Here is a 23,139-nt window from a genome sequence, read left to right as displayed (position 1 = left end):
ATGAAAAAAATAATCTGTGTTTTATGCTTTGTTCTATGTGTTTCGTTTATACAAGCTCAAGAAAGCTATACTGTAAATGGAGAAACAATCGAATTAAAAACTGAAGTCGAAGGTCAACTGGATTTACTTTGGAATATTATCGATGGCGAATACCGTTATTTTGTGAGGACTGAAGATAATACAATTACAGAGCTCAAAAACACTAAAGTAGATCGAAAATTTCAGGAGGAATACAAAACCTTACTTAACCAATTGACCAATAATTCGCTATCAACAAAACGTCTGAACTTGACATTATTCAGTTTGAAAGAATTTATTGACACTTATAATATTTCAGCAGACAGTAACTACCAAACAAATGTGAGCCGAAGTAAGTTTCAATTTAGACTTGGTCTTTTTGGTGGAATAACAAACAGTCCGTTTATAACCAATCCTAATAATGAAAAAACGCCTTTATTTGGAGCAGAATTAGAAGTTTTAGAAGCCGAACGCATTTCCAGACACGCTGTTTTTATGCAATTGAAACATGTACTTGAGCAAGAAAATATCAACTATTCAACTACTGAAGTAGCTTTAGGTTATCGTTTTAGAGTGATTAACAAAGAAACATTTAGCCTTTATGCCAATATGAAATTTGCAACCCTTAACTTTTCAAAAGCCACTCTTGTTACCAATACTAATGGTATGATTACCACTCAGGAATTTAGCGATACAGCCTTTGATGTGCCATTTATTTTTGGTTTAGGTGCCGATATTAATTTAAGCAAAAACAGCTTTATCACTTTAGCATATAATGAACTCTTTGCATTGTTTTTAGATAATCAAGGTAATTTTTCAACCGACTTCGCTATTGGCTACAAGTTTAAATTGTAATGCGCTTAACTAACTACAAAACCAATAATCCTGTCTTTTCAGAATACTTCTGGGAAAATCAGAACCAGTCCAACAAAAAAATGACGGTTTCTGGAATTTTTATAAAATCATTGTTATGTATTCTGGTTATTGCAGCTATTACAGCCTATATATGGAAACTCAATGAAAATGGCATGCCTGTAAAATGGTTTACTCTTGGAGGCATGTTAGCAGCAGTTATCATAAGTGTCGTGATTTCAGTGCGACAACATTGGGCGCCTTTTTTAGTTCCACTTTACACCATTGCTAAGGGTATTTTTCTTGGTGGATTTTCAGCATATGCTCATAAACATTTTCCTGATATGCCTTATCAGGCCATTGGTGTGACTATCGTTACATTTTTTGTGATGCTTGTTTTATATCAAACTAGAATTATTGTTGTTACTAAGAAATTAAGAAGTGTAATTATTACGGCAACGGTAAGTATTATGATTGTTTATCTAATATCAATGATTTTAAATTTCTTTGGGATTAAAAGTTACATTTGGGGAACATCATGGTTTGCAATCGTGTTTAATTGCATTGCCGCATTGGTGGCTTCCTTTGCGCTTCTTTTAGACTTTGACTATATTGAGCGTTATAAAAATAAAGCGCCAAAATTTAAAGAATGGTTAGCCACATGGGGACTTCTAGCTACACTTATCTGGCTCTATGTAGAAATTTTAAGGTTGATGCAAAAATTGGCTATTCGATTTTAGTTTACTTTGTGTGCCATTCAGAGTGAAATGAAGAATATTTTATAATTTAAATAGAGATTTCTCGTCGCTCATACTTCGCTCTGTTGAAATGACAAACATATTAAAACAAATTTTTATTCAATTTTAATAATCACAGGTAAGCTAAACTGAGTCGTGACTTGCTGACTCCTTTTTATTGCTGGAAATATTTTGGGTAAAGAATCTAAACTTCGACGCAACAAACTATCTAACTGAGGAATTTCCTGTTTGGTCAATGGATCGCTTTCAATCGAATTAATAGAAAAATTACCTTCTTTATCAATCGTAATTTTTAATTGAACGGTATCTTCAATAGCTTCAGAAACGATGATGTGATATTGAGATAAATTAGTGTTCAAAATATCTCTTAAGGTGTTTTCAAAACACTGTTTTTTATTTTCTTTTCCTGTCGTTGAGTCACAAGATGAAAATGTTGGATACTCATCCACTTCATTCCATGTGAACATTTCCAATTCATTTTCTAATAAGTCTTCAGAATATACCTTTTTCTTGTTGAAGTAATCACAAGACATCACGTTGATGAACACTAAGAAGATAAAAATGCGCTTCATGTTGGTTGAACTGAAAGCGAAAAGTACAATTTTTTTAGATATTATGGTGGTTTACACATGTTCCCTAATAATTTTTTTTTATTCTAATAATTAAAGCTCAGGTTTAGAAATCCTTTGAGAGGTCATAAGAACTTGTTAATTATAAATTCTTGACTGACCTTGATGACCGTCATGTTTTGTTTTAAAGCTTTAAACCATCATTTAAAATTTGTAACAAATCAACGCTATTATCGTCTAATAAATTGAATTTTAATACAATAAAGTGGATATTTTTCTAATCATTCTATCAGCCCTTTTAATGATTTTAGGACTCATTGGAAGTTTTTTACCCGTTTTACCAGGTCCTTTAACCAGTTGGGTTGGTTTGCTCATTTTTCATCTTACTGATGTTGTCCCAATGAACTGGACTTTTTTAGGCCTAACACTTTTTGTAGCCATTACCATATGGATTCTCGATTATATCATTCCTGCAATTGGAACAAAACGCTTTGGAGGCAGTAGAGCTGGCATGATTGGAACCTCAATTGGTTTGATTGTAGGATTACTGGCACCAATTCCAGGAGGTATCATAATTGGACCATTCGTTGGTGCTTTAATAGGTGAGCTTTTAAATAAGAGTGAATTTGATAAAGCACTTAAAGCTGCTTTTGGTTCCTTTTTGGGTTTTCTAGCATCTACCTTTATAAAATTTATGGTGGCACTTGTGTTTTTAGGTCTATTTATTGTAAAAGTTGTTGAATATCAGGAGGTTTTATTTTAACTAAAAACGTATAAAAGATAAAACCTAACAACTTATGAAGCTGTTAGGTTTTTTTCTTTGCTATTAATTCAACAAATTACTTAGAGGGATTAATTAATTCTGTTGACATTTCAAATATAAGTTTAGATAATCACTTTTAGTTACGGAAAAACCGTAAACTTGATGTGGAAAAACCGTAGTTTCTAGTATTGACAAGGCTTTGAAGTCGTCTATTTTAATGTTAAAACAGTAAAATAATCTAGTTTTATTATAGAAATCCTTTTTTTCGAGCCTCTTGAATCAAAGATTCATCTTTTCCGTCTTCTATAGAAAATAATAATTTGAGTTGCTTTTTTCGTTTTTCTATGGCACTCATAGACAAATTAATATGCTCCGGAAGACTTCTGGTTTTCATGCCTTGAGCTAAAAGATGTAGAATTTTTCGGTTGACTTCATCGACATAAATTTCATTAATCACCGATTTATTTAAAAAGTTGGTTACTGTGCTACTATAATATGGTGGATCAATCAATATATGATGAAAGGCTTCTGCCAATTCACTTGAAGTCAAATCACTTTTAATTAGAAAACCATCTGGATTAATTTCTTTTACGATACTATGAATGCGATAAGATTCGTTAAACATCGTAAGAATAATAATTTTAGCATTAGGCAATATAGTTTTTGCAATTTTTGCTAAATCTTCACCCGAAGTAATTTTACCATCAGAAGAAGGCGGCAGACTAATGTCAAAGAAACAAACGTCATAAGGTCGTTCGTCAGCAGCTCGTTCCATTAATAAATTGGCCGCATCACAAGTATTTGCGGTATCAATCACCAAAGTTTGATTGTCTTTTTTAGTAGCCATTAAAGTATTTTGATACCCTTCAATTATAATCGGATGATCATCAACCATTAAAATATGAATATGCTGCATTATGAGTTGGTTTTATAAGGTATTTTTAGGTTAATCGTTGTGCCTTTATGTATTTCTGAAACAAATTCTACAGTGCCTTCTAAGTCACTAACTCTGGCATTGATATTTTTAATTCCTATTCCTTTTTTACTCTTATTAACATCAAACCCTTTTCCATCGTCAGTGATTGATAATAAAATTACATCATTTTTTAGATGGAAACTAATTTTAACCGTTTCAGCATTGGCATGCTTGTAAATGTTTTGGAGTGACTCTTGAATAATTCGATAAATATTAATTTTATTTTTATTAGAAACACTTTCCCAAATCACATCATCTGTATAATCAAATTTAAATTTGAGCTGATAGGCTTTGGTTTGTTTTTCAATCAATTCTGAAACAATATCCATAAATCCAGATCCTGCAACGAAATCGGTATTCAGATCATGAGAAATTTTACGAATGTCATCTTCAATAGTCTTTAATTCGTTGATATAATTAGACCTATTTTGAATGGCTTCTTTACCTTCTGAAAAATTTAAACTATCGAGACTAAGACGAGTTCCAAATAAACGTCCGAGTATGCCATCATGCATTTCTTGAGAAATTCGTTTTTTCTCATTTGCTCTGGCTTCATCTACCTTATCTTGTTGTGATAACATGAGGTTATAGATTTCTTCATTAGCCTTCTGTTGGTCTTTTTCAAACTGAAGCTCTTTGTTTCTGGCACGTTGCGTAATAATAATATATAATAAAAAAAGTGTCACTAGTAATACAGCAGACACAATCATTAACCACATTCTTTGTTGAGAGATACGTTCGTTTTCTTCCTCAATTTTATCGGTTTCAAATTCTATCCTAGCAAATTTATTACGAACATTACGCTCAACATTGAGTAAACTATCACTTAGTTTTATGTGTTCATTAAGATAAGCTTTACCTTCATCACCTTCTTTTAATTCAGATAAAATCATTAGAGACTCCAGTAAGATGTCATTTGATTCTATATGTTTTGAAGTCAAATACGTCTCGTTAGCATATTTTAGAGCATCTGTTCTTCTTCCAAGATCTCTGTAAAACTTAGACATACTAACTGTTACACCAACCTTAGTAATGGGATCATCAATACTGTCACTAATTTGATAAGCTCTGTTAAATAGGGATTCAATATCTTCCAAGTTTTTATCACCATTTAAAAATCTTGTATATGCTATATTTTCAAGTATTAATGCATAAAATGAAGGATCATCTACGAATAGGTTTTCCGTTTCCATCAGATTAGAATACAAACTAATGGCCTTATCTAAATCTCCTAATTCTCTGTAAACGTAGGCTAAATTATTACTAGAATACAATTCATTGAATTTACCTGAATTCATATCACGACTAATCCTTAAAGCTTCATTATGATATTCGAGTGATTTATTATAGAGCTTAAGATTTAATGAATTTATACCTAATAAATTATAAAGAATCCACAAATCATCTGAAACACTTTCCGATTTAGGCAATTTTTGTAAAACTTCTATTGCTTTAATGGCATTATCTTCTGCACCAATAAAATCATTTTCTACTTGTTGAATGCTAGCAACATTTATTAAAACGGATGATACGTTTCGTTCTTGATTTAATTTATCATATAATTCTAATGCGTTTGAATAATAATAATAAGCACTGTCATTTTGTTGATTTGCATGGTGATAATAACCTAAATTGTGATAGACATTAGCTATTGCTAAAGAATCATTTACTTTTTTTGCGAGTTTAAGATTATCAATATTGATGTTTCTATAAAGATCAAGATTATTCATTATGAGATGAAAAAACGATAGATTTTTATTACTGATTAAAATCGTAGAATCTATATTAATTTTTTGAGATAAGTTACTTGCTCTTTGAGCATAAGATAATCGTTTTTCTAATGGAAGTGTTTGATCTGAAGAAAGTTGTCTTAACTTGATAATACTGTCTAATTCCTTATCTTTTGTAATATTCTGAGAATAGATTGTCGAAAGACTAGTGCATAAAATTAAAAGAAGAACAAAATGTCGCAAAATAGATTGATTTATCAATGTTGCTACCAAATTTAGAATATTTTATTTTATACTTTATTATAGTTTCGCAATAAAACAAACAAAAAAGCTCTTACCTATATAAGTAAGAGCTTAAATATATTATTTAAAAATGATTTAGCTTTTGTCAAAACCAGACGAAGGCAACTTTATTTTTGCTTTATTATGTGCCATTAAATCATAGTTTTGATACTCGTTTAATGTAGGTTCATTTGTGTCAACTACAGTATCACTGCTCTTTCCAGAAACAGTTAATAATACTACAGCTAACAGTAGGAATGTAATTTTTAGGGTCTTCATAATTTTAATATTTAGGGTTTGTTAAAATTCTATTTTGTCAATAATAAAACAGCATCAAAAAATGCCAGTCGAGGGAAGAATGGATTATTAACTTAAATACAGGAATACCTGTCAAAAATTTAAAACTTCTGAGGGAATTTTAAACGCACGAGTGCATCTAAATAATAAAATGGATTAATAAAATTACCTTGATAAGTGATTTAGGGGCTTATGAAGGACTGTAAACATACTACTATTTTATGTTCAAACAAAAATAAATCAGATGAAATGTATATTTTTATCGACGAAATGCTTAATTTCTTAATAATATTGTTCATTACTTGTTCATAAGTAACACTATTGAATGTTCGGATTAAAAGGAGCAGCGTCTTGATTATCTGGAGTACCATCTAAATCGGAATCTCTAACATCATCTGAAATGACCATAAGTTGCCAATGTATGGGCAAAAACGTATCCATAACCAATGCATCAAATTCAGCAGCAGGTCCTGAAGCTAAAGTAACCGACACAAACGTTCTGTTTAAATCCTGCATATAATGTGTTTGAATAATCAACTGCGCATTAACATTACCAAATGCCAGTAACCGAGATGCGAAATTAGTTTCAAAACCAAACTCAAAAGAGGTGGCTTGCTCTTCACATACTTTTACTTCTGTTGTTGCAACCTGATAGAAAGATTTTATTTGGGTCACCTCAAAAGCAACGATGTCATTAATTGGAACTTGTCCTGCAAAAGAAACAGATGGAATATATCGCCAAACGACATTGTTGTCATTTCTAAATACATTTACGCCTATGGCACCAGTTTGAGGATCTGTAATTTCTTGAGCTGTATAGCCTTGAGGCATTGTAAAACCTAAAGCAGGATACTGAGGATGTATAAATTGTTGTCCTGGATTAGCAAGTGTCGGAATTTGAGCCAAAGGTGTTGCCAAATTATGAGCGCCATCCCAATACACTGCTTTAGGTCCAGATATTTCCGGACAAATATTCGAAGTAAATTGTTGAAGTCCTTGCTGATTATCATTAGCATCCTCTTTACTACAAGCTAAGAGTATTGAAATTAATGCTAAAAACAGAATGTATTTAAAAGCTTTCATGATGTCATAGTTTAGTATCACATCGAAATTATTAAAATATGTCATCAAGAAATGTCATCAAACAAAAAAGCATCCCGATTTTCAATTAAGAAAAAAGGAAAGCTTCTCATCGGTAAGAACTCAACAACATTGAGTATCTCACAACTCTCAGATTTCTCTGAGAACAACACAACTACTTTTATCGCTTAAAAAAAGCTCCAATTTCTTAGAGCTTTAGTGTTGCAATTTTTTAGCGGTCTGGACGGGACTCGAACCCGCGACCTTCGCCGTGACAGGGCGACATTCTAACCAGCTGAACTACCAGACCGTTGCTTTATTGCGAGGGCAAATATACATTGCATTTTTAATATCACAAATCTTTTAATAAGATTTTTTGCCAATTTTTTAAATAAATTTTTGTCGCTCTACCATATAAGTCGTTAGGATCTTATCAAAAGGCTGATTGATATCGGCTTCAACATATTTTATTTGATACTGACCACACTTTAGCTTAATCGCTTTAAAATAGTCTTTTACAGCAGTTTCGTAGCCTTCTTTAATCGTATCGGGATAGAGATTGATGAACTCATTGGTTTCAACATCTATAAAACGTTTTGGTGCATTATCAAAATCAAACTTGAGTTCTTTCGCTTTATCAATGACATGAAATAACACAACTTCATGTTTATTATACTTTAAATGTCGTAATGCTTCAAATAGTTTTACATCATCAGTAGCGGTTTGAAACATGTCAGTAAAAAAGAAAATTAAAGAGCGTCTATGGATGTTTTCAGCTATTTGATGCAAATAGGTATATGTTTCTGTTTGTTTGTTAATGGGTTTTGAAACGACCATATGACTTAACTGACTCAACAGCATCTGATGGTGACGCTCACTTCCTTTTTCAGGTGCATAATAATCATAAGCATCACTATAAATACTTAATCCTACAGCATCACGTTGCTTTTTTAAGATGTGCATCAACGATGCAGATGCTAGGGCTGAAAACGCAATTTTGTTCAGATTAGAGATATTGAAATCTTTGACTTCAGGATAATGCATCGAACTACTATTATCTATAATTAGATGACAACGTAAATTCGTTTCATCATCGTACCTTTTAGTATAAAGCTTATCCGTTTTGGCATATAATTTCCAATCAATATGACGAGTACTTTCGCCTTGGTTATAGATTTTATGTTCGGCAAATTCCGCAGAAAACCCATGAAACGGACTCTTATGCATTCCTGCAATAAACCCTTCTACAACCTGCTTAGCAAGAAGCTCCAAATTTTTAAATCCTCCAGCTTTATTGAGTTCTGCTTGTAAATTCATTTACTTATTCTAGGATGCCATCAACAATTCCATAAGCTTTAGATTCCTCTGCTCCCATCCAATGGTCACGGTTAAAATCTTTCATTACCTTATCAAAATCCTGTCCGCAATTATCTGCTAAAATCTTAGCACTTAATTCTTTGGTTTTTAAAATTTCTTGAGCCGTAATTTCAATATCACTCGCTTGTCCTCGAGCACCACCACTTGGTTGGTGAATCATAACACGAGCATGTGGTTGAATAAATCGCTTACCTTTAGTTCCAACAGATAACAATATTGAACCCATAGATGCAGCCAATCCTGTACAAATGGTCGACACATCACTGTTTAACGATTTAATACAATCATACATTGCAAATCCAGAGGTCACATAACCTCCAGGGCTGTTAATATACAAATGAATATCTTTAGTCTCTAATGCATCTAAATACATCAAACGGTCGATAACATGTTTGGCCGACTTGTCATCTACCATTCCCCAAAGAAATACTTTACGTTCTTCTAATAATTTGCTATCTATTATATCTTGTGCTTTTGTTGGTTTGCTCATAAGTGTTTTATCTTAAATCTAAATATTAGCTAAAAATAAAAAAAGGTTCACCATATGGGCAAACCTTTTATCATTTCTTTTAGATTATATCTTACAATAAAGAATCGATAGCGTCTGTGTAAGCATTTTTAGGAGCAACTCCTACTTGACGACCAACAACCTCTCCGTTTTTAAATACCAAAACGGTTGGGATATTACGAACGCCATACTTAGCAGCAAATTCCTGATTCGCATCAACATCTACTTTCCCTACAACAGCTTTACCATCGTATTCTGTACTTATTTCATCAATGATTGGTCCAACCATTCTACATGGTCCACACCAAGCTGCCCAAAAATCAACCATTACTGGTTTATCGCTGTTTAATACTGTTTCTTCAAACGTTGCATCTGTTATTTCTAATGCCATAATTATATGTTCTAATTGTGTTTAACTTCGTTTTAATACACAAAATTAGTCAAAAATTTTGCCAAACCTTACAATGGCAGTATTTGTTTTAATTATGTAGTTATTGAATGCTTATATAATCATTGTTTTGGGCGCATAAACCAGGCTCTCACTACTCGCTCTCTACGAGGAGCTCAAACATACCGTTCCATCCTTTGCGCAAAGAGACATTTTAATATGCAACCTTAAAGTTGCATATTAAAATATTTATAGGTAATTTAGCAATTGTAAAACTGTATGCTCATCAAAAAAAGATATCATGAAAGACGCCATTACCAAAGAAAAAGTTTTTAATCATCCTATAGATAAAGTCTGGAATGCCATTTCAATAGCTGAAGAAATTTCAACTTGGTTTCTAAAAGCCAATTTTAAAGCCGAAAAAGGATATCCATATACATTTTCATCAGAATCAAATGAAAAAGGATGCACAACCATTAGTGGAACAATCAAAGAAGCAAATCCTTACGTATTAGTTTACACTTGGATAGTAGCAAACACAGAAGTAGAAACTCTAGTTACATGGAAGCTAGAATCTGTTCCAGAAGGCACAAAATTACACTTAGAACATTCAGGAATTTCAAATTACACTGGCGATACAGCAATTGAAATGTTTGAGAGTTTCAATAGTGGTTGGGAAGGTTGTATTAATCAATTAACAAACTATCTAAAAAAAATAGTAAATGCAGGATAAGATTACACAATTATTTAAAGCTATTGCAGACCCAACGAGACGGGAGATTTTCCATGCTCTAGTGATTACTGGTTCTGCTTTATCTATTTCTCAAATTTCAAATCAATTTGACATAAGCAGACAAGGTATTACCAAACATATTAAAACATTAGAAGATGCAGGCTTAATACGTTTAGATAATAAAGGAAGAGAACGCTTTTGTTATGCCAATGCAAAACCATTAAAAGAACTTAACACCTGGATGAAATTCTATGAGCAATTCTGGAATGATTCGCTAGATAATTTAGGAAGTTATTTAGATAACAAACCGTCTTAAGAAGATTTAGTTTCTTGATTTTTCATTTCAAAATAACCATAAACCAAACTTGCTCCACAGACCAAAGTCATTATGTGGTCAGTAAAAGCCTCACCTTTAACCAATCCGTAAGTAGCAGCGACTAAACCTGCTATGCCAATAAACAATAAAATGAATTTAGTACGTTTCATATCGCTACAGTTTTAAGATATAGATATGTAGCACAAAATATTAAAATGTTACATTAATTCAATTTGTAGTACACATCATTATTTTCTAATTCCTGAAGTAGTTCTTGTGATATTTTAACCTTTTGCTTTCTGCTTGGCAAGTTCAGTTTAATTTCTTCTTTGTTATCATAGATGACAAAATTAAGGGCATGATTGCCATTATGAATTCTAAATAAATCCTGAAGCTTTTCTATTCGTTGTTCATTTAAATCACTAATTTCTAACTGTACCGATAGCTTTTTAGCATAAGTATCCATAACATCATGAAGCAATTGAAAACTATTAAATTGCAATCTTGGATCACTCTTTTTTCCTGTCTCACGATTTACCCAACCTTCTCTAACAAAGCACTTTACGTAAACAAAACTATTTTTCACTAAAAAGTGACGATACTTAAGGTATTCTTCTCCAAAAATCCTAAACTCATAACTATCTGTATAGTCTTCAACCATAAATAGAGCCCATCCTTTTCCTTGTTTACTTACACGATGCTGAACATCTGTAACCACACCTCCAAAGGTGATTTCGCGATTCACATAGTTTTCCAACTCATTAAAAAGTGCCAGATTTCCATTACAAAATGTTCTCATTTCCACTTTAAAATCATCTAAAGGATGTCCTGAAATATAAACACCTACGACTTCTTTTTCTTGCGCCAGCTTTTCCATAGTTCCCCATTCTTCGCATGGCGGCACTTCAGGTTCTGCAATTTGTACATCACTTGTAGCGCCAAACAAACTGACTTGTGCCGAATTTTCATTTTCCTGATGTTTAGCTCCATACTTAATAGCTTTCTCTAAAAATGTAATTCCGTCACCATCATCATGAAAATATTGTGCACGATGTGTATCTCCGAATCCGTCAAATCCTCCAGCCAAGGCTAAGTTTTCAAATGCTTTTTTATTGGCTGCACGAAGGTCGATACGTTTTGCCAGATCGAAAATTGATTTGTAATGACCATCTTTCTTTCTGTTTTCCACAATAGTCATCACTGCGCCATGACCAACACCTTTTATGGCTCCCATTCCGAAGCGAACGGCGTTATCTTGATTTACTGAAAACTTATAATAGGATTCGTTGACATCTGGACCCAGTACATCTAGTCGCATACGCTTACACTCTTCCATAAAGAAGGTCACCTGTTTGATGTCGTTCATATTATTAGACAACACAGCTGCCATATATTCTGCTGGATAATGGGCTTTTAAATACGCGGTTTGATATGCAATCCAGGCATAACAAGTTGAGTGCGATTTGTTAAAGGCATAACTTGCAAAAGCTTCCCAGTCTTTCCAGACTTTTTCAAGAATTTTAGCATCATGACCGTTAGCACTAGCCTGCTCAATAAATTTAGGCTTCATTTTATCAAGGACAGCAATTTGCTTTTTACCCATGGCTTTACGTAGTACATCAGCTTCACCTTTGGTAAAGTTGGCCAACTTTTGAGACAGTAACATTACCTGCTCTTGATAGACTGTAATTCCGTAGGTTTCTTTGAGGTATTCTTCCATTGCTGGCAAATCGTACTCAATGTCTTCATCACCATGTTTACGACGAACGAAACTCGGAATATATTCCATTGGACCAGGTCGATACAAAGCGTTCATTGCAATAAGATCTTCAAATACTGTAGGTTTTAAATCTTTTAGATGCTTTTGCATTCCAGGAGATTCATATTGAAATACGCCAACTGTTTCTCCACGCTGGAACAGCTCATAGGTTTTTTCATCATCTAATGGAAAACTATCCGGATCTAGTAAGATGTTGTGCTTCGCTTTAACGATTTTAACGGTGTCCTTAATTAAGGTTAAGGTTTTTAATCCAAGGAAATCCATTTTCAGTAAACCTGCATCTTCAACTACTGAGTTATCAAACTGTGTGACGTACAAATCGGAATCCTTAGCAGTGGCTACAGGCACAAACTTCGTAATATCATCAGGTGTAATAATCACACCACAGGCATGAATACCTGTATTTCTAACAGAACCTTCTAAAATTCTGGCTAAATTCACCGTTTCAGATTCTAAATCATCTCCATCAGCGATGTTAAGAAGTTGATTGACTTTTTCTAAATCTTCAGCTCTAAACTTTTTACTTAATTCCTTTTCATCAAGTCCAAAAATTTTATTCAACTTAGACATGGTTGGAATCAACTTTGCAATACGATCGGCATCAAATAAAGGCAAATCTAATACTCTGGCTGTATCTCTAATAGAAGACTTGGCAGCCATGGTTCCGTAGGTAATAATCTGAGCGACCTGGTTGGAGCCGTATTTTTTAATCACATAGTCCATCACTCGACTACGACCTTCGTCATCAAAATCAATATCAATATCTGGCATACTAATACGATCTGGATTTAAAAAACGCTCAAAAAGTAAGTCGTATTTTAAAGGATCAATATTTGTAATCCAAAGACAATACGCAACCACAGATCCGGCAGCCGATCCACGTCCTGGCCCAACCGACACATCCATATTTCTCGCTTCCCTAATAAAATCTTCTACAATCAAAAAATAGCCTGGATATCCAGTATTTTCAATAACGCTCAACTCAAAGTCAAGTCGCTCTTTAATCTCGTCTGTTAGTGTTTCATAGCGCTTTTTGGCACCTTCGTAAGTTAAATGTCTTAAGTAGGCATTTTCGCCTCGTTTCCCACTATCAGCAAGATCAGCTTCGTCTTTGAATTCATCAGGAATATCAAAAGCAGGCAACAAGACATCACGTGCCAGTTGAAAGGCTTCCACCTTGTCAACGACTTCTTGAATATTAATAATTGCTTCAGGAATATCTCTAAAGAGCGCTTTCATCTCTTCAGAAGATTTGAAATAATAATCCTGATTAGGCAAACCATACCTATAACCTCTTCCACGACCAATAGGAGTAGCTTGCTTTTCACCATCTTTTACACATAATAAAATATCATGAGCGTTAGCATCTTCCTGTTTACAGTAATAGGTGTTATTAGTGGCTACAATCTTGACCTCATGTTTCTGTGCAAGACTAATAAGGACAGGATTTACACGATTTTCATCTTCCTGATTGTGTCGCATTAGTTCCACATACAAATCGTCGCCAAACTCTTGTTTCCACCAGATTAAGGCTTCTTCGGCTTGATTTTCCCCAACATTTAAAATCTTACTTGGAACTTCTCCATACAGATTTCCAGTTAAGCAAATTAAATCTTCTTTGTACTGCTGAATGAGTTTTTTATCAATTCTTGGTAAGTAATAAAAACCGTCCACAAATGCATGCGACGATAACTTAGCCAAGTTATGATATCCATTTTTGTTCTTAGCAATTAAAACGATTTGATAACCATTATCTTTTCTGGTTTTATCTGTATGGTCTTCACACACAAAAAACTCACATCCAATAATTGGTTTAATTTCTTTTAGATCTGAAGGCTCTCCCCTTTCTTCGGCTTCTTCATTTTTAGCTTTAACAGACTTGTTATGATTATTGATTGCCTTTACAAAGTGAAATGCACCCATCATATTAGCATGATCTGTAAGAGCTACAGCAGGCATTTGATGTTCTGCCGCAACAGCTACTAAATCTGTAATACTAATGGTCGATTGTAATACCGAAAATTGAGAATGGTTATGAAGATGTACAAAATCTACATCTGCCAAATCTGAAATATTCTCTCTTATCTCAGCTTCAGAAATGTCATTTGTTTGAAGTTTCTGAAGTCGTTCATTTATTTTTGCACTTTCCTTTTTAAGGTTGATATGCTTTAATCCAATGAGTTGAATTTGTTGTGGATTCTGCTCATTAAAATTCTTAAAATAATCCGGCTGAACATCTAATTGTTCTTTAGTGTACTCACCTAAACGAATCAATTCTAAAAAGCAACGCGTTGTTGCTTCAACATCTGCTGTTGCATTATGGGCTTCAGCAAAAGGTTTATTAAATAAAAACTGGTGTAATTCGGTTAAGGTTGGAAGTTTGAATTTTCCATAACGACCGCCAGGAATCTGACATAATTCCGCAGTATGCTCTGTACAAGTATCTAAAACCGGAAGCTCCTGAAGTTGATTGGCGATGTCTGCTCTTACAAATTCGGCTCCCATAATATTGAGATCGAAGGTTACATTCTGACCAACAACAAATTTAGTTTGACCTAATGCATCTTTGAATTTTTCCAGAACCTCATTAAGAGGAAAACCTTGTTCCTGCGCTAATTCTGTTGAAATACCATGAATTTTCTCTGCATCATAGGGAATATTAAATCCGTCAGGCTGCACAAGATAATCTTGATGATCGATACAATTTCCCATATCATCATGGAGTTGCCAGGCTATCTGGATGCATCTAGGCCAGTTATCCACATCTGTTATTGGTGCATCCCAACGCTTTGGCAATCCTGTGGTTTCGGTATCGAAGATTAAATACATGTAATGTAAAATTATATGCTGCCTGGTAGAGCTTAGCTACGAACATTATTAGGTTTCGGCTGTGCTCAAACTGACAAAAGATTAAGTTAATATGACTCAAAAGTAAGTCCATAAAATTACAAAGAAAGTTAGCTTTTTTAAAGTGAAGTTATGAACAGTTTTAAACAAAAAAAGTCAGTTCATATGAACTGACTTTATACTATTGAACTGGCTTAAATTACGATACTAATTCTTCATGAACTTTCTCGGTATTTATTGCGGCTTGGATAGAATTTTTATGTTTTACCAGCAAACTATCTATACTTGGCGGTAAATTACGTTCCTTCATGAGTTCATTGTATTCTTCTAAGCTTGCTTCCTCACCTCGAATAGCTTCTTCAAGAATAGCTTCTTCGTTGTTAGAACTGAACGTAGATTTCAGTGACATCCAGTTTCGATGCATAGTTCCTTTAAAACTTCCTGAATCTTCTGGAATTTCTCCATACTGTAATATTTCGGTTCTCAACTCTTTTGCAAATTCACTTCGCTCGGATGCTCGTCTTTTAAAGAACATTTTTAATCGATCACTTTCCACATTATCAATCGCATTTAAATACCCTTTCTCGGCATCATAATTTTTTACTAATAATTCGTTTAATTTGTTTGAAATTTCTTCTGAATACTTCATTTGTCGATTACATTTTTAAATTTCAATACTTTCTTTAAGGATGCGCATTGTTTAACATCCAACTACATATAGTATAACTTATACTGTAGGAAAAATCAAACAATTTAACATGTTTAACAAAGACTTATGAGTATTTAACAAAAAAGCAGCCATAAGGCTGCTTTTCGGTTATATGAAAGAGTATTAATACTTATATATTATCTAAATAGTCTGGAATAGTATCCATATCTGTATCTACTGCATCAGATGGATTACCATCCATGTTAGGATCTGGATTTTCATTAATCGTTAACAGACCATCACCATCATCATCATCGTCTAAATAATTAGGCGTTCCATCCATATCAGTATCATCATTATTAGGATTACCATCAGAATTAAGATCCTCAAAAGCAGTTAAAATAGAATCGCCATCATCATCTGCATCGATATAATTTGGTATGCCATCACCATCAGTATCTCCTGATTCATTTTGAGTTAAAACACCATCACCATCGTCATCTGTATCTAAATAATCAACATCACCATCGCCATCAGTATCAATTGGGTTTCCATCGACATCCTTAGCCTCATTAATTGTTAAAACACCATCGCCATCATCATCATCGTCTAAGTAGTTAGGTATTCCATCCATATCGGTATCATCATCATCAAACATACCATCACCATCAAAATCTTCAAAAGCATTTGGTACACCATCGCCATCATCATCAGCACAATTCAATTCATCTAACTCTAATTGTAAGCTTCCGTCAGGATCACCACAAAAATCTATTTGTTCCTGTAAATACAGTTGATAATCTAAACAAGCTTGAACATAATTTCCGATAGTAGCATTTTCTTCAGCAGCCTCAGCCGTAGCTTTGTTTGCTTCTGCAATGTCACATGGAAAAACACAATCGTTTAAACTGTCTATTTTAGATTGCAATACACCATCAATATCACCACAATACGTTCTTTGTGTTTCTAAAGCTTGTGAAAGTATCTGACAAGCAGCCATGTAATCAGCACTACTTATGTAAGTTAAATCTACTGATGTTGTTGCATCGAAAGCTGCTTGAGCTAAATCAGCTTGTTCTTCTGCATCATCACAAGTAATCACAACAGAAGGAATACTACCTGACGTTAGAGGTACTCTATAAAATATCCCTCCATTAATAGGATCATTTTCTGTAGTACCACTAAAATTAACCACACGTAATCCGTCTTCATCATAAGCATTAAAGCGAAATGTTCCGGTAAACGTATTATTCATTATCTCATCTAGATTTATTTCTCCGTATTCAGGATAAATCGTAAGGCTTTGATCTGGTCTATTATTAGTGGAATATACGGTTCCGTCAGCTCCAATAAAACGAGCTTCCATTGAATCGACATCTCCCAATGTATAACTTCCAACTGCAACTGAAGGAATCTTTAGGATTAGTGTTTCAACATTATTCCCTCCAGTAATGGTTAAGAATCCATTGGTATCTATATCAGCATTAAAAAATTCTGCTTTCCAGAGTACATAGTCTTTATTCCCTTGTATTGAAGGAGAATTGAATTCAACTTCATCACCACAACTTGCAAAGGTTAATACTGTTATGAGAAGTATAGCTAGTCTTTTCATTGGTTTTAATTTTTCTTCCTCTAAATAAAAATGAGGCGCATTTTTGGGTAAATATAACGTTTTAGAACTTCCAAAAGTATAATAAAATTTCAATATTACTTAATTTCAAATAAAATGTTCTAAATTAAATAATTGTATTATCTTTGCGCTCTCATTAATAATAGAGGTCGCGAACCTCACTAATTAATTACATATGTCAGTTAAAATTAGATTACAAAGACACGGTAAAAAAGGAAAACCTTATTACTGGATCGTAGCAGCAGATGCGAGATCAAAGAGAGATGGTAAATACTTAGAAAAATTAGGTGCTTACAATCCAAACACAAATCCAGCAACAGTAGAATTAAATGTTGATGGTGCTGTACAATGGTTACAAAATGGTGCACAACCAACCGATACAGCCAGAGCAATTTTATCTTACAAGGGTGCTTTGCTTAAAAATCATCTTGCAGGTGGTATTGCTAAAGGTGCTTTAACCGAAGAACAAGCTGAAGCAAAATTCAATGCTTGGTTAGACGAAAAAGCAGCTAAAGTAGAAGCCAAAGAAGCTGGTTTATCTCAAGCTGAAGCAAAAGCAAAAGCTGACGCCTTAGCCGCTGAGAAAGCAGTTAATGAAGCAAGAATAGCAGCTGCAGCTCCTGTAGTTGAAGAAGAAGCAACTGAAGAAGCGCAAGCCGAAGGTGAAGATGCTACTGCTTCAAACGAAGAAGAATAGAAATTTATTTTTTATACTTTTAAACTCCGATACAATGTGTCGGAGTTTTTTTATGTAACATTATGTCATAAAAATCGCAGCAGGAGCATTTTAACTTTCTGATGACATTTGAACTGCGATCCAAGTGATAACAGCAACTATTATGAATAAACAAGAATGCTTCTTTCTCGGTAAGATTGTCAAAAAATACAGCTTTAAAGGTGAGTTATTAGTCAAATTGGATACAGACGAACCCGAACTTTATGAAAACATGGATTCTGTTTTTGTAGAAGTACGTAATAATCTTGTCCCTTTTTTTATCGAGTCGTCTCAATTGCATAAATCTGAATTATTACGTATTAAATTTGAAGACGTCGATACTGAGGAAGATGCTGATGCACTTATAAAAAGTAATTTATACTTACCTCTAGCGTTTTTACCAAAATTAGATGACGACAAATTTTATTTCCATGAAATTATTGGCTTTAAAGTGGAGGACAGGAATTTCGGTCATGTTGGCATAGTCAAATCAGTAAATGATTCTACTGCGCAATCGTTATTCGAAATCGATAGAGATGGCATTGAAATCTTAATCCCAATGAATGATGAGTTTATTTCTAAAGTTGATAAGGAAAACAAAACTATTTTTGTTAACACTCCTGAAGGTTTGATTGATCTTTACCTTGAAAATTAGTTAATACATTTCCAATAAATAATGAGATCCTGAAATAAGTTCAGGATGACAATATGGATAAACCCTTTCAATTCAAACAATTTACAGTTCATCAAGATCAATGTGCTATGAAAATTGGCACAGATGGTGTTTTATTAGGTGCTTGGACATCTATTGAAACTAGTCCATTTTCAATTTTAGACATTGGTGCAGGAACCGGAATTTTATCCTTAATGTTAGCACAACGAAGTCATGCACAAGTTATTGAAGCCATCGAAATTGACGACTTGGCATACGAGCAATGTGTCGATAATTTTGAACACTCTTCTTGGAACGATCGATTGTTCTGCTATCACGCTTCTTTAGAAGAATTTACTGAAGAAATTGATGATACTTACGACTTGATTATTTGTAATCCGCCTTTTTATGCTGAAAATTATAAAACTGAAAATTCACAACGTGATTTAGCTCGTTTTCAAGATGCGATGCCTTTTGAACATCTATTAAAAAGTGTGGGTACTTTACTATCTGCTAATGGCACATTTTCAGTCGTCATTCCTTTTACAGAGGAAACTATATTTATATCATTAGCTTCTAAAGTTGGTCTTTTTCCAAAACGAATTACCAGAGTTAAAGGCTCACCTTCTTCAGAAATCAAACGCAGTCTTTTAGAATTTTCATTGTTAGAAAACGAAACTGAAATTTCAGAATTAATTATTGAAACTGATCGACACAATTACACAGATGACTACATTAAACTGACTAAGGATTTTTATTTGAAAATGTAGTTTTAAGACAACGATTTCGTTATTTTTGTTATCCAAATAAAATTAGTCGCAAAATGACTCGAGCTTTGGCAACAGTATTTTGACCTTTATAAGAAAAAAATAATATCAAATGAAACCAGATTTATTCGAAGCACCCGATTATTACAATCTTGACGAATTACTTACAGAAGAACATAAATTAGTACGTGATGCCGCTAGAGATTGGGTGAAACGTGATGTTTCACCTATTATCGAAGAAGCTGCTCAAAAAGCTGAATTCCCTAAATCTATTATTGGAGGATTGGCTGAAATAGGCGCTTTTGGTCCATATATTCCAGTGGAATATGGAGGTGCTGGATTAGACCAGATTTCTTATGGATTAATCATGCAGGAAATTGAGCGTGGTGACTCAGGCGTTAGAAGTACAGCTTCTGTACAATCGTCATTGGTTATGTACCCTATTTGGAAATATGGTAACGAAGCACAACGTCAAAAGTATTTACCAAAACTCGCTTCTGGTGAATGGATTGGTTCTTTCGGTTTAACAGAACCAGATCATGGTAGTAATCCTGGAGGTATGGTTACCAACTTTAAAGACATGGGAGATCATTATCTTTTAAATGGCGCTAAAATGTGGATTTCGAATTCACCTTTTTGTCAGATTGCTGTGGTTTGGGCTAAAAATGAAGATGGACGCATTCATGGATTGATTGTAGAACGTGGTATGGAAGGATTCTCAACTCCAGAAACACACAACAAATGGTCACTTCGTGCCAGCGCTACCGGCGAACTTATTTTTGATAATGTAAAAGTGCCTAAAGAAAACTTATTACCAAACAAATCTGGTCTTGGTGCTCCACTTGGGTGCTTAGATTCTGCTCGTTTTGGTATTGCTTGGGGAGCAATTGGAGCTGCTATGGATTGCTACGATACTGCTTTACGTTATAGTAAAGAACGTATGCAATTTGGAAAACCTATTGGTCAGTTTCAATTACAACAAAAGAAATTAGCTGAGATGATTACTGAAATCACCAAAGCGCAATTATTAGCTTGGAGATTGGGTGTAATGCGTGAAAATGGGACTGCAACGTCTGCACAAATATCCATGGCGAAACGCAACAATGTGGATATGGCTTTAAAAATCGCTCGTGATGCCAGACAAATGCTAGGTGGTATGGGGATTTCTGGCGAATATTCCATCATGAGACATATGATGAATCTTGAAAGTGTCGTGACTTATGAAGGTACACACGATATTCATTTATTAATTACAGGTTTAGATGTTACTGGTCTAAACGCTTTCAAATAGTCTAAGCGACATTTTATTATGGCACTCAGATGCAATCGATCTGAATAACAATAAATACTATCGAAAATGCTTTTCAAGTTTGGGAAGCATTTTTTATGATTTGTAAATTGTACCTTTATAACTATGCGAACACTAAAATTCAGTTTCTTTTTAGGCCTATTAGCATTTATTAGTTGTTCTTCTACTGACGAAAACAATATTAATGATGCTATAGTCAATATACCAAAAACCTTTAAGGTTTTAAGTTTAGGAGATAGTTATACGATTGGCCAAAGTGTTTGCAACACCTGTCGTTTTCCCGAGCAATTGAAAGATAGTCTGGAATTACGATTTAAAGTTCAAGACACCATCAAATTAAAAATCATAGCACAAACGGGTTGGACCACTACAAATTTGAAAACAGCTATTGCTAATGAAAATTTACAAAATGACTACGATCTGGTCACCTTATTAATTGGTGTAAATAACCAATACCAAAGTAAGCCTTTTTCGCTGTACGAAACTGAATTTCCAGAATTGGTTGAAGAAGCCATTACTGCTTCTAATGGTGACAAAAACAAGTTGATCGTTGTATCTATTCCAGATTATGCCTTTACGCCTTTTGGTCAAAATAATGGCAATCCAGAAATAACGACTTCAGAAATTGATAGCTACAACACCTTTGCAGAAAATTATTGCAATGAAAATGATATTACCTATGTATACATTACAGACATTACTCGTCAAGGTTTAATGGATACTGATTTAATAGCATCAGATAACTTGCATCCTTCTGAATTAGCTTACACAAAATTTGTCGAACGCATACTCCCTATTGCTATTGAAAAAATTGAATAACTGGTATCGCATTGACTAATTTCTCCTTATTTTAGTTGAAAGTTTATTCATGTCTTCAAAAAACAGATTAGATCGTGCTTACAAAAATGCTAAGGTTGTCTACTTTAACAATTCCAGTAAATTTGTGTTATTTAGTGATTGTCATCGTGGTGATAATAGTTTTGCTGATGATTTTGCCAATAATCGAAATATCTACTTTCATGCTTTAAAGCATTATTACGCTGAAGGTTTTAGTTACTGCGAACTTGGTGATGGTGATGAACTCTGGGAAAATCTTTCTTTTGAATCTATACTAAACGCGCATAAAAATGTATATATGCTTATGAAACTATTTCATGAGCAAGATCGATTACATATGATTTGGGGAAATCATGATATGGTGTATCGTGATCCTAAATATGTAGACAAACATTTATCTACTTATTTTGATCCAAAAACTGGAAATGATGAAGACTTGTTTTGTGGCATTCAGTATCATGAAGGTGTTATTTTAAAGCATTCTGAAACTGATCAAGAACTCTTTTTAACTCATGGTCATCAGGCTGACTGGTGGAATTATTTGTTTTGGAAATGGAGTCGGTTTATGGTTCGTGTACTATGGAAACCATTAAATGTTATGGGTATTGCAGATCCTACAAGTCCGGCAAAAAATTATAAAGAATTGATAAAAGTTGAACGTAGAACCAAAAAATGGATTATTGAAAACAACAACTTAATTACTATAGTTGGTCATACGCATCGACCTCGTTTTCCAGAACCTGGAGATATTGCGTTTTTTAACGATGGAAGTTGTGTACATCCCAGAAGCATTACTGGTATTGAAATTGAAAATGGTGAGATTTCTCTCATAAAATGGCAAATCGCCACGACAGATGACGGGACTTTAAAAATTGTTAGAGTTTTACTTGAAGGTCCCCGAAAATTAGCAGCTTATAAAACGGACTAAATTAACTTTCAGGAGCTAATTCTACTTCTAAACCTTCCATCTCTGGAGTAATTTGAATTTGGCAACCCAAACGAGAATTATCTTTGACATAAAATGCTTCGCTGAGCATAGCCTCTTCGTCATCTTGCATTTCTGGTAATATAGTGTCACTTAAGACATAGCATTGACAAGATGCACACATAGCCATTCCTCCACAAATTCCTATAGTACCTTCAGGAGCTAATTCGTAGGAACGCACTACTTCCATAAGGTTCATAGCCATATCTGTAGGTGCAAGAACTTCGTGAGTGACACCATCTCTATCTGTGATTTTTATGTTTATGTCTTGTTCCATACTCAATTCCTATAGCTAATATACACTATGAGACTTCTCGACTG

At 33.9% G+C, this 23,139-nt stretch carries 24 protein-coding genes and 1 tRNA gene; 11 read left to right on the top strand and 14 right to left on the bottom strand.

The features are described from left to right. Together TD18_RS00855 and TD18_RS00850 are read left to right on the top strand one after the other, a co-directional pair. The gene (locus TD18_RS00855; protein ID WP_040247220.1) at positions 1-873 is read left to right on the top strand and encodes an outer membrane beta-barrel protein; all 873 of its coding nucleotides are present in this window, start codon (positions 1-3) and stop codon (positions 871-873) included. After that, positions 873-1,610: a Bax inhibitor-1/YccA family protein gene (locus TD18_RS00850; RefSeq protein ID WP_040247217.1), complete on the top strand. Its 738-nt coding sequence runs from the start codon at positions 873-875 to the stop codon at positions 1,608-1,610. Before TD18_RS00855 ends, TD18_RS00850 begins: the two co-directional genes overlap by 1 nt. 113 nt (positions 1,611-1,723) lie before the next feature. Here the strand turns inward: TD18_RS00850 and TD18_RS00845 are convergent, their stop codons facing one another. Further along, positions 1,724-2,200, bottom strand: a complete 477-nt coding sequence (locus tag TD18_RS00845) for a hypothetical protein (RefSeq protein WP_040247215.1) — start codon at positions 2,198-2,200, stop codon at positions 1,724-1,726. Between the two features lie 262 nt (positions 2,201-2,462). On the opposite strand from TD18_RS00845, the gene TD18_RS00840 reads away from it, so the two are divergent. Beyond that, complete coding sequence (locus tag TD18_RS00840; RefSeq protein ID WP_040247212.1) at positions 2,463-2,960, top strand: DUF456 domain-containing protein; 498 nt, start codon at positions 2,463-2,465, stop codon at positions 2,958-2,960. 247 nt (positions 2,961-3,207) lie between these two features. Here TD18_RS00840 and TD18_RS00835 read toward each other — a convergent pair whose 3' ends face one another. From TD18_RS00835 to trxA, 8 genes are all read right to left on the bottom strand, one after another. Then, the gene (locus TD18_RS00835; protein WP_040247208.1) at positions 3,208-3,876 is read right to left on the bottom strand and encodes a response regulator; all 669 of its coding nucleotides are present in this window, start codon (positions 3,874-3,876) and stop codon (positions 3,208-3,210) included. Then, positions 3,876-5,909 carry a tetratricopeptide repeat-containing sensor histidine kinase gene (locus TD18_RS00830; RefSeq protein ID WP_052460983.1) on the bottom strand — a complete coding sequence of 678 codons (2,034 nt, stop codon included), beginning with the start codon at positions 5,907-5,909 and terminating at the stop codon, positions 3,876-3,878. Before TD18_RS00830 ends, TD18_RS00835 begins: the two co-directional genes overlap by 1 nt. Before the next feature lie 135 nt (positions 5,910-6,044). Continuing rightward, a complete protein-coding gene (locus TD18_RS00825; RefSeq protein ID WP_040247205.1) occupies positions 6,045-6,227 on the bottom strand; it encodes a hypothetical protein in 183 nt (60 codons plus the stop codon). Between the two features lie 336 nt (positions 6,228-6,563). After that, positions 6,564-7,328: a hypothetical protein gene (locus TD18_RS00820; RefSeq protein ID WP_152611278.1), complete on the bottom strand. Its 765-nt coding sequence runs from the start codon at positions 7,326-7,328 to the stop codon at positions 6,564-6,566. Positions 7,329-7,561: 233 nt separating this feature from the next. Next, a tRNA-Asp gene (locus TD18_RS00815) sits at positions 7,562-7,635 on the bottom strand. A 77-nt stretch (positions 7,636-7,712) separates the two neighbouring features. After that, complete coding sequence (locus tag TD18_RS00810; RefSeq protein ID WP_040247201.1) at positions 7,713-8,642, bottom strand: DUF58 domain-containing protein; 930 nt, start codon at positions 8,640-8,642, stop codon at positions 7,713-7,715. A gap of 4 nt (positions 8,643-8,646) precedes the next feature. Then, complete coding sequence (locus TD18_RS00805; protein ID WP_040247198.1) at positions 8,647-9,192, bottom strand: ClpP family protease; 546 nt, start codon at positions 9,190-9,192, stop codon at positions 8,647-8,649. Positions 9,193-9,283: 91 nt separating this feature from the next. Beyond that, on the bottom strand, positions 9,284-9,604 hold the full coding sequence (gene trxA, locus TD18_RS00800) for a thioredoxin (RefSeq protein ID WP_394330397.1): 321 nt from the start codon (positions 9,602-9,604) through the stop codon (positions 9,284-9,286). Positions 9,605-9,899: 295 nt separating this feature from the next. On the opposite strand from trxA, the gene TD18_RS00795 reads away from it, so the two are divergent. Both TD18_RS00795 and TD18_RS00790 read left to right on the top strand, forming a co-directional pair. Then, on the top strand, positions 9,900-10,331 hold the full coding sequence (locus TD18_RS00795; protein WP_040247193.1) for an SRPBCC family protein: 432 nt from the start codon (positions 9,900-9,902) through the stop codon (positions 10,329-10,331). After that, the gene (locus TD18_RS00790; protein ID WP_040247190.1) at positions 10,321-10,647 is read left to right on the top strand and encodes an ArsR/SmtB family transcription factor; all 327 of its coding nucleotides are present in this window, start codon (positions 10,321-10,323) and stop codon (positions 10,645-10,647) included. Before TD18_RS00795 ends, TD18_RS00790 begins: the two co-directional genes overlap by 11 nt. Here TD18_RS00790 and TD18_RS17155 read toward each other — a convergent pair. The 4 genes from TD18_RS17155 to TD18_RS16530 form a co-directional block, all read right to left on the bottom strand. Next, positions 10,644-10,817: a hypothetical protein gene (locus tag TD18_RS17155; RefSeq protein ID WP_160289442.1), complete on the bottom strand. Its 174-nt coding sequence runs from the start codon at positions 10,815-10,817 to the stop codon at positions 10,644-10,646. The two genes, TD18_RS00790 and TD18_RS17155, sit on opposite strands and share 4 nt — an antisense overlap. Before the next feature lie 53 nt (positions 10,818-10,870). After that, positions 10,871-15,256 (bottom strand): DNA polymerase III subunit alpha, encoded by a 4,386-nt coding sequence (gene dnaE, locus TD18_RS00785; RefSeq protein WP_040247188.1) that lies wholly within the window; start codon positions 15,254-15,256, stop codon positions 10,871-10,873. A gap of 217 nt (positions 15,257-15,473) precedes the next feature. Further along, the gene (locus TD18_RS00780) at positions 15,474-15,923 is read right to left on the bottom strand and encodes a ferritin-like domain-containing protein (protein WP_040247186.1); all 450 of its coding nucleotides are present in this window, start codon (positions 15,921-15,923) and stop codon (positions 15,474-15,476) included. A gap of 190 nt (positions 15,924-16,113) precedes the next feature. Beyond that, on the bottom strand, positions 16,114-17,535 hold the full coding sequence (locus TD18_RS16530; protein WP_152611277.1) for a DUF6252 family protein: 1,422 nt from the start codon (positions 17,533-17,535) through the stop codon (positions 16,114-16,116). Between the two features lie 193 nt (positions 17,536-17,728). Between TD18_RS16530 and TD18_RS00770 the strand changes: the two genes are divergently transcribed. From TD18_RS00770 to TD18_RS00745, 6 genes are all read left to right on the top strand, one after another. Next, the gene (locus tag TD18_RS00770; protein ID WP_040247183.1) at positions 17,729-18,250 is read left to right on the top strand and encodes a 30S ribosomal protein S16; all 522 of its coding nucleotides are present in this window, start codon (positions 17,729-17,731) and stop codon (positions 18,248-18,250) included. A 142-nt stretch (positions 18,251-18,392) separates the two neighbouring features. Continuing rightward, positions 18,393-18,923 (top strand): ribosome maturation factor RimM, encoded by a 531-nt coding sequence (rimM, locus tag TD18_RS00765; RefSeq protein ID WP_040247181.1) that lies wholly within the window; start codon positions 18,393-18,395, stop codon positions 18,921-18,923. Between the two features lie 53 nt (positions 18,924-18,976). Beyond that, positions 18,977-19,690, top strand: a complete 714-nt coding sequence (locus tag TD18_RS00760; RefSeq protein WP_040247179.1) for a tRNA1(Val) (adenine(37)-N6)-methyltransferase — start codon at positions 18,977-18,979, stop codon at positions 19,688-19,690. Between the two features lie 109 nt (positions 19,691-19,799). Next, a complete protein-coding gene (locus tag TD18_RS00755; RefSeq protein WP_040247176.1) occupies positions 19,800-20,978 on the top strand; it encodes an acyl-CoA dehydrogenase family protein in 1,179 nt (392 codons plus the stop codon). A gap of 123 nt (positions 20,979-21,101) precedes the next feature. Next, a complete protein-coding gene (locus tag TD18_RS00750; protein WP_040247173.1) occupies positions 21,102-21,815 on the top strand; it encodes an SGNH/GDSL hydrolase family protein in 714 nt (237 codons plus the stop codon). A gap of 49 nt (positions 21,816-21,864) precedes the next feature. Continuing rightward, entirely contained in the window at positions 21,865-22,761 is an 897-nt protein-coding gene (locus tag TD18_RS00745) for a metallophosphoesterase family protein (protein ID WP_040247172.1), read from the top strand. Between the two features lies 1 nt (position 22,762). Here TD18_RS00745 and TD18_RS00740 read toward each other — a convergent pair whose 3' ends face one another. Further along, positions 22,763-23,095 carry a 2Fe-2S iron-sulfur cluster-binding family protein gene (locus TD18_RS00740; protein ID WP_040247169.1) on the bottom strand — a complete coding sequence of 111 codons (333 nt, stop codon included), beginning with the start codon at positions 23,093-23,095 and terminating at the stop codon, positions 22,763-22,765. Between the last annotated feature and the right edge of the window lie 44 nt (positions 23,096-23,139).

Origin of the sequence: Psychroserpens mesophilus, from assembly GCF_000826645.1 — a bacterium.
GTDB lineage: Bacteria > Bacteroidota > Bacteroidia > Flavobacteriales > Flavobacteriaceae > Psychroserpens > Psychroserpens mesophilus.
The sequence above is the reverse complement of the archived record's forward strand: the minus strand, read 5'-3'. Positions and strand labels throughout refer to the sequence as shown.

Bases quoted from the DNA above. Each gene is read 5' to 3' on its own strand.
- TD18_RS00855 (WP_040247220.1), top strand. From the start codon at position 1: ATGAAAAAAATAATCTGTGTTTTATGCTTTGTTCTATGTGTTTCGTTT.
- TD18_RS00850 (WP_040247217.1), top strand. From the start codon at position 873: ATGCGCTTAACTAACTACAAAACCAATAATCCTGTCTTTTCAGAATAC.
- TD18_RS00845 (WP_040247215.1), bottom strand. From the start codon at position 2,200: ATGAAGCGCATTTTTATCTTCTTAGTGTTCATCAACGTGATGTCTTGT.
- TD18_RS00835 (WP_040247208.1), bottom strand. From the start codon at position 3,876: ATGCAGCATATTCATATTTTAATGGTTGATGATCATCCGATTATAATT.
- TD18_RS00825 (WP_040247205.1), bottom strand. From the start codon at position 6,227: ATGAAGACCCTAAAAATTACATTCCTACTGTTAGCTGTAGTATTATTA.
- TD18_RS00820 (WP_152611278.1), bottom strand. From the start codon at position 7,328: ATGAAAGCTTTTAAATACATTCTGTTTTTAGCATTAATTTCAATACTC.
- TD18_RS00810 (WP_040247201.1), bottom strand. From the start codon at position 8,642: ATGAATTTACAAGCAGAACTCAATAAAGCTGGAGGATTTAAAAATTTG.
- TD18_RS00805 (WP_040247198.1), bottom strand. From the start codon at position 9,192: ATGAGCAAACCAACAAAAGCACAAGATATAATAGATAGCAAATTATTA.
- TD18_RS00795 (WP_040247193.1), top strand. From the start codon at position 9,900: ATGAAAGACGCCATTACCAAAGAAAAAGTTTTTAATCATCCTATAGAT.
- TD18_RS00790 (WP_040247190.1), top strand. From the start codon at position 10,321: ATGCAGGATAAGATTACACAATTATTTAAAGCTATTGCAGACCCAACG.
- TD18_RS17155 (WP_160289442.1), bottom strand. From the start codon at position 10,817: ATGAAACGTACTAAATTCATTTTATTGTTTATTGGCATAGCAGGTTTA.
- dnaE (WP_040247188.1), bottom strand. From the start codon at position 15,256: ATGTATTTAATCTTCGATACCGAAACCACAGGATTGCCAAAGCGTTGG.
- TD18_RS00780 (WP_040247186.1), bottom strand. From the start codon at position 15,923: ATGAAGTATTCAGAAGAAATTTCAAACAAATTAAACGAATTATTAGTA.
- TD18_RS16530 (WP_152611277.1), bottom strand. From the start codon at position 17,535: ATGAAAAGACTAGCTATACTTCTCATAACAGTATTAACCTTTGCAAGT.
- TD18_RS00770 (WP_040247183.1), top strand. From the start codon at position 17,729: ATGTCAGTTAAAATTAGATTACAAAGACACGGTAAAAAAGGAAAACCT.
- rimM (WP_040247181.1), top strand. From the start codon at position 18,393: ATGAATAAACAAGAATGCTTCTTTCTCGGTAAGATTGTCAAAAAATAC.
- TD18_RS00760 (WP_040247179.1), top strand. From the start codon at position 18,977: ATGGATAAACCCTTTCAATTCAAACAATTTACAGTTCATCAAGATCAA.
- TD18_RS00755 (WP_040247176.1), top strand. From the start codon at position 19,800: ATGAAACCAGATTTATTCGAAGCACCCGATTATTACAATCTTGACGAA.
- TD18_RS00750 (WP_040247173.1), top strand. From the start codon at position 21,102: ATGCGAACACTAAAATTCAGTTTCTTTTTAGGCCTATTAGCATTTATT.
- TD18_RS00745 (WP_040247172.1), top strand. From the start codon at position 21,865: ATGTCTTCAAAAAACAGATTAGATCGTGCTTACAAAAATGCTAAGGTT.
- TD18_RS00740 (WP_040247169.1), bottom strand. From the start codon at position 23,095: ATGGAACAAGACATAAACATAAAAATCACAGATAGAGATGGTGTCACT.